The sequence below is a fragment of the Chloracidobacterium sp. genome, assembly GCA_015075585.1.
Lineage (GTDB): Bacteria > Acidobacteriota > Blastocatellia > Pyrinomonadales > Pyrinomonadaceae > OLB17.
Map to the genome: position 1 here is coordinate 1968026 of JABTUB010000001.1, position 14271 is coordinate 1982296.

The window sequence follows — 14271 nt, forward strand, 5'->3', positions numbered from 1 at the left end:
GCAACCAAGTTGGCCTATCGCAATCAATGTATCCGAGGCGAGCTATTTGCCAGAAGGACGGCATTCGCTCGCTCCATCAAGGAGAATATACCATAACCTATCCAATGCCAACCGCTCAATTTTTACTTCCAAGTCTCAACCCGAGGTCGTCGTCACAGACTCGTCCGTTGGGCCTCATGTCTAATTTTGAAATGATGGAAAACGAGCGTCGGACTGCATCGCTCGTTGATAACATTTCAGCATTCACCTATTCTGAAAATGGTGTAGTTATGGCTTGTTGTGAGGATGATTGTGCGATAGAGGCGTTGCGGGAGAAGCAGAGTTCGACGCTAAAGATCGTGCTTGGGATAAACGTCGTAATGTTTGCCGCGGGTATCGGTGCTGGCATTTACGCGGGTTCGAGTGCTCTGTTGTCCGATTCGCTGGACAATCTTGGCGATGCAATGACGTATGGACTAAGCCTTTACGTTGTTTATAAGTCTTCTCAGGCGAAAGCACAGGTCGCTCTATTCAAGGGAGCCTTGATATTGCTAGCGGCTTTGATAGTGCTCGGACAGGTTATTTATAAATTGATGATTCCGGCGGTTCCGATTTTTGAAGTAATGGGCGTGGTCAGCGTTCTCGCTCTTGTTGGGAATTCGATCTGTCTTTATCTGCTCACACGACACAAGACGGACGACGTAAATATGAGTTCGGTGTGGGAATGTTCGCGTAACGATATTGCTTCGAATATCTCAGTCTTTGTCGCGGCCGGTGCGGTTTGGTTCACCCAGTCCGGCTGGCCTGACATTATCATCGCCCTCGCCCTTGTTGTACTTTTCTTGCGTTCGGCTTTTCGTGTCTTTTCAAACGCAAAGAGCGAACTTAAAACAGCCAATTAAAATAAGAAACCCCGTCTGTTTCCAAACGGGGCTTCCAGTTTTTTAAGGATCTTTAGACAGCGGGTGTGTCTTTCTTTTCCTTATCTTTGTTACAGCAAGAGCAGTCGCAGCTTTTCGCTTCGGTTTTGGTGTCCTTAGCGTCGGCACTTGGGCCGCTAACCGCGTCGGCTTTCATCTTCATTGGACAAGATGCTCCGTCTGCCATCTTCATTCCGGACATCGTCGCGTGGTCTGATTTCTTCATTGGGCAAGAATCGCCCGTACAGCAATCACAATCGTCACAGCACGAAGCCGTTTCTTTGCTCGATGTATCTTTTTTCTTCATCGGGCATGAATCGCCACTGCAACAACAGCATGACACTGTCGTCGCGGACGAAATGGTAGTTCTAGTGAACGCAAATGCCGCAATAGAAAGTCCGAAAACCATCAATGCCGCAATCGCGAGTATCATTTTCCTTTTCATGATATGTGTTCCTTATGTTTAGAAATTATTAGTGCCGCCGAATGCAAAACTGCTCTCGGCATTGAATTGAGACGCTAATCTGCTTTCTAAATACGAAAGACACAGTTCCTTAAAAAGGTTCCATGCCTGTCCTGAACATGCGAGTGTAATGTCGTGAATGTAGGTAAAATACTTGCCGGAGTTGGGGGTGCGAACCTGACCGGCGAAACCTTCGGAGTTATCGCGACCTGCTCTTGGCCTTGTTCGATCTTTCGGGCTTTGTCGAAAACGGCCTGTAGAAAGCTACAGCACTCTACACGGCTTTCTCCCTTAAATTCGAAAACTGGACTCTTTTGATCAGCCTTCTTCGCCTTATTGCAATGCTCAGACTTCTTCGCCAAAGGGCAAGAATCTGCAGCCATTGCTTTCGCATTCATCGTCTGACAGCACAATAAGAATACAACGCCGCTCAACCACACCGCCATGAATCCGGTCAGCGCTTTGTGAACAATTTTATTGAAGTGCCACAATGCCATAATACAGGTCTGAGAATATCACGAATATGATTTTCGGCAGTAACAATAAATAAACTCCTGCGTAGTGCTGAACGGCGTGTTGTGAATTTCGGCGAGACTCTCGACGAGCTGAAACGGACGACCGAATTCGTTGTGCATAGTCTCTGGACTGTAACGCATCACGTCGAGGCCGCTGCATTTCTGTGGACCTTCCAAGCTGAACGACGCAACGATGATATGTCCGTCTGGCTTCAAGCTCCGCATCACGAGCTCGACATATTTGCGACGGTCGTCCTCAGCGGTTAAGAAGTGAAATACCGCCCTGTCGTGCCACACATCGAACTTCTCGACCGGAAGTTCTGCAGAGGTAACATCAGCGACAAACCAATCCACACCGTTTGCCTTCGCCCCAAGTCGCTCTTTGCTGCCGTCGATCGCGTTTGCGGAAATATCCAGAACTGAAACGTCGACGAATCCTGAGTCGAGTAGATCGTCAACGAGCGTAGAATTGCCGCCGCCTACGTCTATGATCGAGGCATCTTTGCCAACACCGGTGTTTGATATCAATCGCATCGATGTGTCGAGATGCTCTCGAAACCAACTCACTTCGTTGAGGCCTTTTGTCTGATAGACATTTTCCCAATGTTCTTTCCTACTCATAAGTCTGCTAGCCGGCCTAGGCCGTGACGACAGCAATGATTCTATCTAATTAATGAGACCTACCGTCGGACCGATCGGGATCGTCAAAGTAAAGGTCGTTAAGTCTGCCGAACGTTTTGCATTTAAGTGCCCGCCGTGTTGAGTCGCGATTTTATGGGCAATTGAGAGCCCGAGCCCTATCCCTTTCTCCTTAGTGGTGAAAAACGGGTCAAAAATCTTTGAGAGATGCTTTGGGTCAACTCCGGAGCCCGAATCCGTAACCTCGACAATAAAATTGTTGTCGTGCTGAAACGTTCTAAACGTAAGGGTCTGATCTGCCCCGTTCGATTGATTCATTGCCTGCAGTGCGTTGATAGCTAAATTTAGTACCACCTGCTTTATCTGTTCCGCATCGACGAGAATCAGCGGAAGATTCTTCTGCAAATCTCGAATAACTGCAATTGACTGTGATGCCGCCTGGTTTGCAATCAAACCTGTGATTGAGTCCACGATTTCGTTGAGATCAGTTGGCGTCTTAGACGGGGCGACGGGTCGTGCGAATCGTAGAAACTCTCCGACCAGCTGGTCCAACCTATCTATTTCACCTTTGGCAAGACCAACAAACTCGCGCCGGGGACTGTCATTCGTTAACTCGTCCTCTAGTATCTCGATAGCTCCTTTTATCGACGCCAGGGGGTTTCGGACTTCGTGAACGATGCCTGCTGAGAGTTCTCCGAGCGAGGCCAATTTTTCAGCCTGCAGTAGCTGTTGAAACGTTGTTTGCAACTCTTCGTAAGCTATTCTCTTTTCCTCCGCATTTCTTTCCGCACGTTCCCTGGATTTACGGAGACGGTCGCCAAGTGCTCCCATTATTCCGCCAACGAGATTGAAGATCACAATTTCGGCATATTGGTTTATAGAATAATCAAAATGCCCGTGTTGCCAATGTAAATAAACATGGGGAGAGTAAATGATGGTTGTAAAAAGAGATGCCGCAAGCCCGCCTCTGAGACCAAATATCAAAGCGGCAGCTATGATCGGTACGTAGTAGATCCGCTGATAGATCTCGTGCCAAACAATCTGATCAGTAGGCGTGAGAAAGTGAAGGACCGTAATGAGGATGATGACAACCGCAATGACGATCCAAACATACAAGCGGTTTCGAGGGGAGATGATATTGAAGGTTTGCGTATCCATCTATTCGTCCGAGATGCTGGAACCCGACTCCTCTAAACCGTACTTTTGTATGCGATAGATAAGAGCGCTTCGAGTAATCCCTAAATATTTTGAAGTTTGTGACTGATTGCCGTCATGCCGGAGAAGCGAGGTACGTATGATCTCCCGTTCTAAGGCTTCTAAACTTATCGGCTCGAAAGGCAGGTCAAACCACAATTCACTCTTCGTCGAAGACGGGTATTTTACGGTTTCCGGGACGTCGGTAAGAGTTAAATTATCGCCGTCCGAAAGGACCACCATCCTTTCTACAAGATTCTCCAATTCGCGAACATTCCCCATCCACGGATAATCGAAAAATACCTTGAATACGTCCCGTCCTATCTTTGGCGGTCTCATCCCATGTTTTGAAGCCGATCGGGTGACAAAATGTTCGGTCAATACCGGCAAGTCCTCTCGACGCTCCCGCAGCGGTGGCAGCGTGATTGGAACAACCGCAAGCCGGTAATATAGATCCTCGCGAAAGACATTTTCTTTTATCAGCTCTGGAAGGTTTTCGTTGGTGGCGGCAATTATTCGAGCATCTATCTTGCGCGGGCTGTTCTCGCCCAAACGTGTCACTTCCTGCTCCTGTAAAACCCTCAAAAGCCTTGTTTGCGATTGCAGAGGCATTGCACTTATCTCATCGAGAAATAAGGTTCCGCCGTTAGCTTCCTCAAATTTGCCCCTCGATTCTCCTACGGCCCCAGTGAACGCTCCCTTCTTATATCCGAACAGCTCTGCCTCGATTAGCGTCTCGGGAATAGCGGCACAGTTGATGGCGACAAAAGGTTTGTTTTTGCGGGTGCCGGAAAAGTGTATTCCTTTTGCGACCAACTCCTTCCCTGTTCCGGTCTCGCCTTCTATCAATACTGTTACATTTGTTTTTGACACTCTCTCAACCAGGTCAAAAACTTGCAGCATCTTTTCTGATGTTCCGACAACGTTCTCGATCCGAAATTCCTCGTGAATCTGACGTCGCAGTCGGCGATTCTCCGCCAAGGCCGTGCCGTACTTTAATGCTTTCTCTACGGTGAGCAAAATCTCCTGTCGGTTGAAGGGCTTGGTAATAAAATCAAAGGCCCCACCACGCATAGCTTCGACCGCTGTATCGACATCTCCAAACGCGGTAATAACAATGATCGGTACTTCGCTGTTGATCGCTGTTGCCTGCTGAACCAGCTGTGATCCAGATATTTTCGGCATTCGCCAATCGGTGATCACGCAGTCAACTTCCTCGGCCGAGAACAACTTGAGTGCATTACGTCCATCGCTCTCACTCATGACGACGTAACCAGCCTCGCTAAGTTGGAATTCGAGAACCCGACGCAATGAGTCGTCGTCATCAACTAGTAGAATTTTGGCCGCAGACTTTGTCATGTCGATCTTATCTTAACGCAAACACCCATACAGTGCCCCGTCAAACATGTACGGCTCTTAACACTAGGAAATGTCATCCCTTCCCGCAACCGCAATCGTCGCCGCAGCTGGGTTTTGGGGAGAAGGCACGGCTTTTCTGAACCAGCGTTTTCGCGGCGAAGATAATCGCTCCAAGAATGATTACGATCACAATGAAGTATTGAAGATCCATAGAACGTCCTCAAACCGCAAGGTTACTTGATCTCAAAAGTCAGCGTCGTCCATTTTGATTCGTAATTTAGTTTCGGGTCGTCGATTTTGACCATGTTGATAAACTTCACGAACCATTTACCGGATCCGTCAAGCTTCAACTTTACGAAGCCGTTCGCGTCGCTTCTTAGTTCGGGCGCGGCCTTTACTTTGCCGCTTTCCTCGCGTCCGGCGAGCACGATTTGATTCGCAAGCGGTTTACCGTCTTTTAGACATAGGATATCGATCGTGTCGCCCTTTTTAAGCTTGTAAGGATTCTGCTGTGGAACTAGTTCGACCGGGTAGCCAAGGACGGTTTTGTAATCGTCCGAATGCTTGTTGCCTACCTGCATAATCGCTTTAACATGTTTTGCGTAACGTTCTACTGCATCCTTTTCGAGTTCGCCGGTCTTGCGGCGTTCTTCAAGCGTATCCGGCAGGCCGTCTTCGCGGAGATACTCGTTAAAATCTGCTGCTTTTAGAGCGATCTCTCGCGGTTTGGTCGACAGTCCGACGACGTAGGTTCCAGCCGCACCGGTTGTCAGATTTAGAAATGCAGTCGTTTCGTCCTTGGTGAGATCAGCCTCCACTGGATGTATGCGATTCCCACCCGAAACGACGCTCACATCATTTAGCCGGGCAAAGCTAACCGCTCCTTCGCTCGCCAAAAACGTTCCGTTCATTACCTTCACGGTAAATTTCGAGTTAGCCTTCAGAAAATAGCTATCCGTCTTAAGAAACAGATCGTGCGCGAAAATGGACGCAACGAGCGACAGCGATAACATAATTGTAAAAATTGTTTGTTTCTTCATTTCGATCTCCTCGTTACTTGATTTCAAATGTCAGCGTCGCCCATTTTGATTCGTAATTCAGTTTTGGGTCGTCGATCTTTACCATATTGATAAATTTGGCGTACCATTTGCCGGCGCCGGTCAGTTTGATCCCGAGCAGGCCGTCCTTGTCGGTGCGGGAGCTTGTTTCGCCGAGCATTTTGCCCGCGGCCTCGTAGCCGGTCGTTACTATCTGGCCCACAAGGGGCTTCCCATCCTTGAGACAGAGGATGTCAAGCGTGGCTCCCTTTTTTAGTTTGTAGGGGTTTTGCTGAGGGATCATCTCCACGGCGTATCCAAGGTTGGTTTTGTAGCTGTCTGTCGGTTTATTGCCCGCCTGAAAGATCGTTTTGACATATTTCGAATAACGGTAACGGGCGTCTTTGTCGAGTTCGCCGTCGCGCTTTCGGTTTTCCAGAATATCAGGGATGCCTTCGGCGGGCAGGTACTCATTGAATTCCTTTGCCGCGAGTGCGTTCTCGCGCCACGAGGTGGAAAGGCCGACGACGTGGGTTCCGGCCTCGGTCGGCGTAACATTGAGAAATGCGGTGGTTTCATTTTTTGTAAAATTCGCCTCGGCAGGATTCGAACGCGTGCCCGAAGGCGAAACAACGCTCACATCCGTCAAACGCGCGAACGCCACCGCTCCCTCGCTTTCCTGAAACGTGCCGTTCATCACGCTGATAGAGATCTTCTCGTTGACCTTTACAAAAAAGCTCGCTGGCTTTAAGAAAAGGTCGTGTGCAAAGACCGACAGGGTCGTCAAAACCACCATCATTGCGAAAAAAATGATCTTTGTTTTCATATGTCCTCCAGTTTTATCTTAGGCATTTGTGCAATCTTATGGTTCCGAACACGCTATTGAAATGAACCGTTTCCTCGACGAATGTAAACCCGGCATCCGTTATCAGTTTGGGCAATAAGCCATTGAAATTATCTGCAGTCGTTTCAAAACCGTCCAGAAATTGAATCAGATATGACGCCCCGCGCATTAAACGACTCGTGGGCAGCCCCCAATCTGCGACATGAAACTCGCCATCGGGCTTAAGAACGCGGTTTACTTCGCGCAGCGTTTCCGACTTGCTTTCCCGAGATAGGTGATGAAAAAAAAGGCTGGAAACAATCCGGTCGAAGGATTCGTCTTCGTAAGGCAGATCAAACGACATTCCCTCGTCGAAGGTAATGTCAACGCCGGCCTTGTGTGCCTTCTTTTTTGCTATCTGTAAGATCTTCGCGTCACCGTCAATCCCGACAATCACAGCGTTCGGCTGCTTCTGTTTCAACAAAATAGATAGCGTCGCTGTGCCACAGCCTAAATCCAGAGTGCGATGACCATCGGCGATCCCGGCTTGATCAACTAACGCATTCTTGAAAGCGCCTTCGCGAGTCGTCAGAGCAACTACCGGATCATATAGGCCCGTTAGCCAATCGTAGCTCAAAGCCGGTATGTACTTTTCGTTGTTCATTTCTCTCACAATTTCAAATTTCTTAACCGCAGTGCATTGACGATTACCGAAACAGAACTAAAAGTCATTGCTGCACTCGCGATCATCGGACTTAGTAACAAGCCGAAAACGGGATATAGAACTCCCGCAGCGATTGGGACGCCGACGAGATTGTAGATGAACGCGAAGAACAAGTTTTGACGTATATTTTTCATCGTCGCTTCGCTCAGCTTTTTCGCCCGTAAAATACCGCGCAGATCGCCTTTCAAAAGCGTTATATCAGCGGATTCCATTGCTACGTCGGTTCCGGTGCCCATTGCGATGCCGACTTGGGCTTGAGCAAGCGCCGGAGCATCGTTTACGCCGTCGCCGGCCATTGCGACGATCTTGCCGCTCGCCTGTAGCTCTTTGATCTTTTCCGCCTTTTGTTCGGGCAAAACGTCGGCGAAAACCTTGTCGATGCCGAGCTTTTTGGCTACTGCGTCGGCCGTAATTGCATTATCGCCCGTCATCATGACGACTTCGATATTTTGTCTATGCAGTTCGTCGATTGCTTCTTTCGCAGACTCTTTGATCGTGTCCGCGACGCCGACCAGTCCGGCGGGTTTCCCGTCAACGGCTACGAACATTACTGTTTGCCCTTCGGCTCGAAGCTCATCGGCTTTTCCATCCGCCGGGAAATCAATATTGTTGTCCGTCATCAGCTTCGCATTGCCCAGTAACACTTTTTGCCCGTCGATCGATCCCGTGATTCCTTTACCAGTGATGGATTCAAAATCGTCCACCTTTGCCAATTCGATATTTTTCTCTTCGGCGCCTTTTATGATCGCTTCCGCAAGCGGATGCTCGCTCGATCTTTCCAGACTGGCAGCGAGCCGCAATAGTTCGTTTTCCGTAATTCGTAATCCGTAATTCGTAATTGTGCTTTGCAAACGCGGCTTGCCCTCGGTCAAAGTGCCTGTCTTATCAACAACTATTGAATTCACCTTTTCCAGAATCTCCAATGCCTCGGCTTTCTTAACCAATACGCCGTGCCGCGCTCCGTGTCCCGTGCCGACCATGATCGACATCGGCGTCGCCAGGCCCAAAGCACACGGGCAGGCAATGATCAGAACCGAAACCGCCGCGACCATCGCGTAGGCGAAACTGCCGAAGATCATCCAGACGGCGAACGCGACAATCGAAACGACGATAACTGCGGGAACAAAATAAGCTGATACTACATCTACCAATCGTTGGATAGGAGCTCGGGAGCGCTGGGCCTCGCCGACCATCCGAACGATTTGCGCGAGCAGCGTGTCGCTGCCGACCTTTTCCGCTTTCATCACAAAGCCGCGTCTGCCATTGATCGTTCCGCCGATGACCGTGTCGCCGACCGTCTTTTCGACCGGGATCGATTCGCCCGTCACCATCGACTCATCGACCGAAGTATCGCCTTCCAGGATCGCTCCATCGGTCGGGATTTTTTCGTTCGCCTTAACTCTCAATCTCGCACCCATCTGTACATCCTTGAGTGCAATCTCAGCCTCGGTGCCGTCGTCGAAAACAACGATCGCGGTTTCAGGTGCAAGTCCGAGAAGGGCCTTGATCGCGCTTGAGGTTTGGCTTCTGGCTCGAAGCTCAAGAACTTGTCCGAGAAGAACGAGCGTCGTGATCACTGCCGCCGCTTCGAAATATGCGGCGATCAGGCCCGTATGCACATTACGCATCGACGCAGGGAACAGATCAGGCAGGAACAGTGCGAAGAGGCTAAAGAGATAAGCCGCTCCTGTTCCTATCGCGATCAGCGTGAACATATTCGGGCTCACATTCTTGACCGAAGCCCATCCACGCTGGAAGAAAGGAAAACCGCCCCAGAGCACGACCGGCGTCGCAAGAGCGAACTGTATCCAAATAGAAAGGTTCGGCGAGATTATCTCGTGAAAGTTCGGCAGCATTTCCGCCATCGCCAGAGCGAAAACCGGAAGAGTTAAGACGGCGGAAATCCAAAAACGCCGCTTCATATCGATATACTCCGGGTCAGGAGCGTCGTCGAGCGTCATCACCTTGGGCTCAAGCGCCATTCCGCATTTTGGACAGCTTCCCGGACCGATCTGCACAACTTCCGGATGCATCGGGCAGGTGTACTCGACACCCTTGCTTTCCGCGTCTAATACTTCCTCTTTTTTCTCCTTGAGAAAGCTCGTCGGATTTTGTTTGAACTTATTCAAGCAGCCGGTCGAGCAGAAGTAATAAGTCTGGCCCTCAAAATCATACTCTCCCGCCGAAGTCTCGGGCTCGACCGTCATTCCACACACCGGATCGACAAACTCTCCTTCGGGAGTAGCGTTCATCTCTCCATGCGTAACGGTTTCTTTTTGTTCCCGTCCGATCCCGACAAAACCACTCCCGGGGACGGCCTGCGTTTGCGCGATAAATTTCTGCAAACAGCCTTTCGAGCAAAAATAATAGGTCGTTCCCTCATGCTTAAAACTTCCAGCCGCTGTCGCCGGATCAACAGTCATACCGCATATCGGGTCGATAAACTCGCCCTCTGCTGCGTTCTTTTTTACAATTCCTGTCATGAACCCTCCCTGCGGTTTTCAAACTTCCCTAGTTGCCGCAACAGCTCGCCTGGCTACCGTCGTTCGGAGCCATGAATTTCTGCAGACACGCTGTCGAGCAGAAATAATAAGTTTCTCCATCCTGGTTAAGGCTCCCGGCGGCATTTGCCGGTTTGACCTGCATTCCGCAAATTGGGTCGATGAAGGTTTCAGCCGTGGTTGTTTCGTATTCCGTCATTTTGTTATCACTCCTGTCATTAAAAGTAACGACAGGAATTATTCTACAACCTGTCAGCAGGGGTCAGGTCAAGCCCTATTTGTCAGTCTCGCTTACTGATTCGATCAAATGACAAACGGAATCACCTGTGGGCATCGAATTCTTCATCTTTGACCAGTCCTGAAGGGCTTTCTCCATTTTCCGTTGGAGTTTCTGCATCTCCCTGATCTTTCTTTGATTCTCCGCAATCCGGCGAACGATAATTTCCCGTACCATCGGACACGGCGTATTCCCTTCCTTCGCCTCTTTCAAAACATCCGCGATCTCGGCGAGCGAGAATCCCAGATTACCGGCGGCTTTAATGAACCGAACTCGCACCGCATCAGACGGTTGGTAAACCTTGTAGTTGTTTTGCATATTGCGGGCCGGCTTCAGTAACCCGATGCGCGTATAGTGCCTGACCGTGTAAAGCGATACATCTGATTGCTTTGCCAAAACTGTTGCAGTCATCATTAGCTTGATCGACTCCTCACTGTTTACGTTCCAACTCGTCGAGTTTATTCTTCATCCAGTCGATTTCCTTTTGTTGGTCGATCGTTATCGATTTACACAAATCCTTGATCTCCTGGTCTCGAAGATTAGGGTTATCACACATGAGGATCGCTCCTGCGTGGTGCGGTATCATCGATTTGAGAAATTGCTTATCCCCGACTAACGTTTGATATCTGATAAAGGCCGTAAACAGAATTAGCAACAGGACGCTAACACCAGCGATGACAAGATTGGCCTTTTTGTTGTTGTACATCGACCACATTACAAAGATCTCGATCACGATCATCGGAGCGGTCATGAGCCCGGCCATGTAAATCTGGTTTATGTTTGGATATACGTTGGCGAAAGAATCGACCATCATGTACATGAACACGAACATCGATATAAACGACAGAACCGCCATGATCGCTAGGTTCACGTACATGCTTTTCATGTTTTTCATGCTTTCCGTATGCTTCATGTCTTTCATATTTCTCAGTCCTCCTAGTTCAAATTCAAACGGTTATTAACTCCAGACGAAAGGCAGAGTATTTCGAGTTCCATTACTATGTGGCCGAAAAAAAAATGGCGTCGGGCACAATAGGCACTACCCGACGCCTTTTGCTCATCGACCGTATAAACTTCTGGACTCCCTTCTAACATGTCCTTATACAGTGTCGAGCAAAATCAAACTACGCCTTAGGTGTCGGAGACGCCGCGGGAGCCGGGGCTCGGCGAGGTGCGCTTGAGTGCCAGTGAACGATACGCCATTTGCCGTCGCGTTTTTCCAACACCGCCGTGCCAAGGCCACCGCTTTCTACTTTTCTCGTTCCCATCTCAGCCGCGAGACTATATTTGAATGTCGCCCACGCGGTCTTGCCATCGACCTTTACCTTCATATCCGAAAACGAGTATTTCGTGTTTTTGAATTCCTTTAGTTCGGGAGCGAGATGGGTGTTGCGGTAATCATTCCAACCGTAATTGGCGTGTCCGCTTTCGAAGACGGTGACATCTTCGCTGTTGGCCCAGATCTTATCGAGTGCCGCGAGATCGCCTTGTTCAACGGCCAGAGCTTCGCGTGTCATAACGTCCGTCACGGCCTTTACTTCGTCGGTTTGTGCCGAAACACTCTCGTTGAGGCTAATAGCGACAGCGCCCGAACCGATCACGACGGCCAAAGCGCCCATCAGCAATCTATTAAAATTTGTTCTTGTCATAAGTTTTTCTCCTCATTTTAGGTCTTACAGAAATTCAATGTTTCGCTAGGTCCTTTAACCGTCAAGATACATCCCGATACCGAACAGCGATAAGACAATGGCGTCGTAGAATAAATGCTGCTGACTCAAGCCGAGCAGCGAACCGCCGGTCAATTCCGTTAACCATGCTCCAAACAGAGCGAGAAAAGCCAGGAAGAAAAGGCCTCTGGCCAAGTAATAGGTAAAAGGTGTTAGTCTGATTTTCTTATCCATCTTCCATTTCCTTTTAACTAAGATCGGGCGTCCGCATCCCGAACGGCGGAAGATCGGTGTTCTCGCCGAAGTCTTTGTCGCTTAAGCCTTCTCGTTCCGCGATGACTCGCTCGGCGCTCGGCCGTCCGAATTTATAGAAGATCGCCGGCGTAACAATTTGGTCGAGCAGAGTCGAGGTCAGGATGCCGCCTAAAACGACAACTGCGAGTGGATGCAGGATCTCTTTGCCCGGGGCGTCGGCGGCAAGGATGAAGGGTATTAACGAGAGCCCCGCGGTCAGAGCAGTCATCAGGACGGGAACGAGCCTTTCCAATGAACCCCTAACAATCATGTGTTCGGTAAAGTCTTCGCCCTCCTCTTTCATCAAGTGCAGGTAATGCGAGATCATCATGATCCCGTTTCGCGATGTGATTCCAACCAGAGAGACGAATCCGACCATTGTCGCGATCGAAAATACGCCGCCCGAGAGGTGCAAGGCCCAGACGGCTCCGATCAACGCTAGGGGGATGTTTATCATCACCTGAAGGGCTACCCGCCAGTCGCCAAAGGCTTTTATCAGGAGAAAAAAGATCGCAACAAGCGAGAAGATCGAAAGGAGTGATAAAGTTCTGTTAGCCTCCTGCGAAGCCTGAAACTGCCCTCCATATTCAAGGAAGTAGCCGGTCGGCAGTTGAACTTGTGTTGCGACGCGGCTTTGAATATCACTGACCACGGAGCCAAGATCGCGTCCGGCTACGTTTGCTCCGATCACAATTCGGCGTTTCGTGTCCTCACGTAAGATCTGGTTCGGTCCCGGAAAATTCTCAACGGCGGCAACGGCCGAAATAGGAATTTGGGTTCCCTGTGGCGTATCGATGGTGACATTTTGGAGAGCATCCAGACTATTGCGAGATACTTCGTCAAAACGGACTACGACGTCATATCGCCGAGCTCCATCAATGGCTTGCGAGACGGTTCGCCCGTTCAATGCCGTTTCCAATGTCTGCGTAACCTCGCCCGGCTGCAGTCCATACTGCGCTGCCTTGACGCGGTCAACATTAAATCGCACCTGCGGGATCAGCACCTGTCGCTCAACTGAAACGTCCGTTGCCCCTTCGACAGTTTGGATCGTATTGCGAATTTCCTCAGCCTTTGAACGTAGTGTAGCCAGATCGTCGCCGAACAACTTGACCGCGATCTGGGCTCTAACACCGGACTGCAAATGATCCAACCGATGAGAGATCGGCTGTCCTACATTAGTGGTAACTCCGGGAACGACCGCGAGTTTGTCTCGGATCGCCGAAAGGATCTCCTCACGCGAACGATCCGATTTCTTTAAATCAACATCGATCTCGGTGTAGTGAACACCTTCGGCATGTTCGTCGAGCTCGGCCCTTCCCGTCCTACGTCCGGTCGATATAACTTCGGGCACCTCTAAGAGTAGTTTCTCGGAAATTTGGCCGATGCGATTGGATTCAGTCAGAGAAGTACCGGGCTGGGCCTGAACATTGACGGTAAGCGTTCCTTCGTTGAACTCCGGCAAGAATGATGTACCAACAAACGGGAGCGTGGCCATCGTCAAGATGAACACCAGCGCTACCCCGGAGACGACTTTGTAAGGATGACGGAGCGTCCAATGTAGAAGCCGCGTGTCGTATTTCTTTAACCAGCGAACTATGAAGCTGTCCTGGTGTTCCTCAGCCGACGAAGACCGAAACCACCGCCCTATCCTCGCGAAAATAGAGGTACGATTCTCATCTTCGTGATCGATCTCAACCGGATCGTTGACCGGCTTTCTCTCCTTTCGCCTAAATGTTTGCGGCAACAGATATGACGCTAAGACGGGCGTCACGGTCAAACTTACGAACAGAGATGCCACGAGTGCCGTAATGTACGCGAGGCCTAAGGGAGCGAGCAATCTTCCTTCGACCCCTGATAAGGCGAACAGCGGAATAAACAC

The 14271-nt window shown here is 49.8% G+C and carries 16 protein-coding genes; 2 read left to right on the forward strand and 14 right to left on the reverse strand.

Annotated features, from left to right (window positions below; all coding sequences use genetic code 11):
- Positions 1-194 precede the first annotated feature (194 nt).
- Both HS105_09020 and HS105_09025 read left to right on the forward strand, forming a co-directional pair.
- Positions 195-881 (forward strand): cation transporter, encoded by a 687-nt coding sequence (locus HS105_09020; GenBank protein ID MBE7516733.1) that lies wholly within the window; start codon positions 195-197, stop codon positions 879-881.
- 65 nt (positions 882-946) lie between these two features.
- Positions 947-1366 carry a hypothetical protein gene (locus HS105_09025; protein ID MBE7516734.1) on the forward strand — a complete coding sequence of 140 codons (420 nt, stop codon included), beginning with the start codon at positions 947-949 and terminating at the stop codon, positions 1364-1366.
- A gap of 511 nt (positions 1367-1877) precedes the next feature.
- Here the strand turns inward: HS105_09025 and HS105_09030 are convergent.
- From HS105_09030 to HS105_09095, 14 genes are all read right to left on the reverse strand, one after another.
- Positions 1878-2498, reverse strand: coding sequence for a class I SAM-dependent methyltransferase (locus HS105_09030; protein MBE7516735.1), 621 nt, complete (start codon positions 2496-2498; stop codon positions 1878-1880).
- A 45-nt stretch (positions 2499-2543) separates the two neighbouring features.
- Positions 2544-3674, reverse strand: coding sequence for a GHKL domain-containing protein (locus tag HS105_09035; GenBank protein ID MBE7516736.1), 1131 nt, complete (start codon positions 3672-3674; stop codon positions 2544-2546).
- Positions 3675-5069: a sigma-54-dependent Fis family transcriptional regulator gene (locus tag HS105_09040; protein ID MBE7516737.1), complete on the reverse strand. Its 1395-nt coding sequence runs from the start codon at positions 5067-5069 to the stop codon at positions 3675-3677.
- A gap of 73 nt (positions 5070-5142) precedes the next feature.
- Positions 5143-5280, reverse strand: coding sequence for a FeoB-associated Cys-rich membrane protein (locus tag HS105_09045; GenBank protein ID MBE7516738.1), 138 nt, complete (start codon positions 5278-5280; stop codon positions 5143-5145).
- Between the two features lie 22 nt (positions 5281-5302).
- Complete coding sequence (locus HS105_09050) at positions 5303-6109, reverse strand: DUF4198 domain-containing protein (protein MBE7516739.1); 807 nt, start codon at positions 6107-6109, stop codon at positions 5303-5305.
- A gap of 13 nt (positions 6110-6122) precedes the next feature.
- Positions 6123-6932, reverse strand: coding sequence for a DUF4198 domain-containing protein (locus HS105_09055; protein MBE7516740.1), 810 nt, complete (start codon positions 6930-6932; stop codon positions 6123-6125).
- A 13-nt stretch (positions 6933-6945) separates the two neighbouring features.
- Entirely contained in the window at positions 6946-7593 is a 648-nt protein-coding gene (locus tag HS105_09060) for a class I SAM-dependent methyltransferase (GenBank protein ID MBE7516741.1), read from the reverse strand.
- Between the two features lie 5 nt (positions 7594-7598).
- Positions 7599-10136 (reverse strand): heavy metal translocating P-type ATPase, encoded by a 2538-nt coding sequence (locus HS105_09065; GenBank protein MBE7516742.1) that lies wholly within the window; start codon positions 10134-10136, stop codon positions 7599-7601.
- A 28-nt stretch (positions 10137-10164) separates the two neighbouring features.
- Positions 10165-10353, reverse strand: coding sequence for a YHS domain-containing protein (locus HS105_09070; GenBank protein ID MBE7516743.1), 189 nt, complete (start codon positions 10351-10353; stop codon positions 10165-10167).
- A gap of 75 nt (positions 10354-10428) precedes the next feature.
- The gene (locus tag HS105_09075; protein ID MBE7516744.1) at positions 10429-10845 is read right to left on the reverse strand and encodes a MerR family DNA-binding protein; all 417 of its coding nucleotides are present in this window, start codon (positions 10843-10845) and stop codon (positions 10429-10431) included.
- 16 nt (positions 10846-10861) lie between these two features.
- Positions 10862-11326 (reverse strand): DUF305 domain-containing protein, encoded by a 465-nt coding sequence (locus HS105_09080; GenBank protein MBE7516745.1) that lies wholly within the window; start codon positions 11324-11326, stop codon positions 10862-10864.
- 229 nt (positions 11327-11555) lie between these two features.
- Complete coding sequence (locus HS105_09085; protein ID MBE7516746.1) at positions 11556-12080, reverse strand: nuclear transport factor 2 family protein; 525 nt, start codon at positions 12078-12080, stop codon at positions 11556-11558.
- Positions 12081-12134: 54 nt separating this feature from the next.
- Complete coding sequence (locus HS105_09090; protein ID MBE7516747.1) at positions 12135-12332, reverse strand: hypothetical protein; 198 nt, start codon at positions 12330-12332, stop codon at positions 12135-12137.
- Positions 12333-12345: 13 nt separating this feature from the next.
- Positions 12346-14271 (reverse strand): efflux RND transporter permease subunit (locus tag HS105_09095; protein MBE7516748.1); only part of this gene is annotated, 1926 nt, incomplete at its 5' end.

Excerpts from the sequence above, each read along its gene's own strand:
- HS105_09035 (MBE7516736.1), bottom strand. The coding sequence starts at position 3,674 with ATGGATACGCAAACCTTCAATATCATCTCCCCTCGAAACCGCTTGTAT.
- HS105_09090 (MBE7516747.1), bottom strand. The coding sequence starts at position 12,332 with ATGGATAAGAAAATCAGACTAACACCTTTTACCTATTACTTGGCCAGA.
- HS105_09070 (MBE7516743.1), bottom strand. The coding sequence starts at position 10,353 with ATGACGGAATACGAAACAACCACGGCTGAAACCTTCATCGACCCAATT.
- HS105_09040 (MBE7516737.1), bottom strand. The coding sequence starts at position 5,069 with ATGACAAAGTCTGCGGCCAAAATTCTACTAGTTGATGACGACGACTCA.
- HS105_09045 (MBE7516738.1), bottom strand. The coding sequence starts at position 5,280 with ATGGATCTTCAATACTTCATTGTGATCGTAATCATTCTTGGAGCGATT.
- HS105_09065 (MBE7516742.1), bottom strand. The coding sequence starts at position 10,136 with ATGACAGGAATTGTAAAAAAGAACGCAGCAGAGGGCGAGTTTATCGAC.
- HS105_09030 (MBE7516735.1), bottom strand. The coding sequence starts at position 2,498 with ATGAGTAGGAAAGAACATTGGGAAAATGTCTATCAGACAAAAGGCCTC.
- HS105_09085 (MBE7516746.1), bottom strand. The coding sequence starts at position 12,080 with ATGACAAGAACAAATTTTAATAGATTGCTGATGGGCGCTTTGGCCGTC.
- HS105_09020 (MBE7516733.1), top strand. The coding sequence starts at position 195 with ATGGAAAACGAGCGTCGGACTGCATCGCTCGTTGATAACATTTCAGCA.
- HS105_09050 (MBE7516739.1), bottom strand. The coding sequence starts at position 6,109 with ATGAAGAAACAAACAATTTTTACAATTATGTTATCGCTGTCGCTCGTT.
- HS105_09075 (MBE7516744.1), bottom strand. The coding sequence starts at position 10,845 with ATGATGACTGCAACAGTTTTGGCAAAGCAATCAGATGTATCGCTTTAC.
- HS105_09055 (MBE7516740.1), bottom strand. The coding sequence starts at position 6,932 with ATGAAAACAAAGATCATTTTTTTCGCAATGATGGTGGTTTTGACGACC.
- HS105_09060 (MBE7516741.1), bottom strand. The coding sequence starts at position 7,593 with ATGAACAACGAAAAGTACATACCGGCTTTGAGCTACGATTGGCTAACG.
- HS105_09080 (MBE7516745.1), bottom strand. The coding sequence starts at position 11,326 with ATGAAAAACATGAAAAGCATGTACGTGAACCTAGCGATCATGGCGGTT.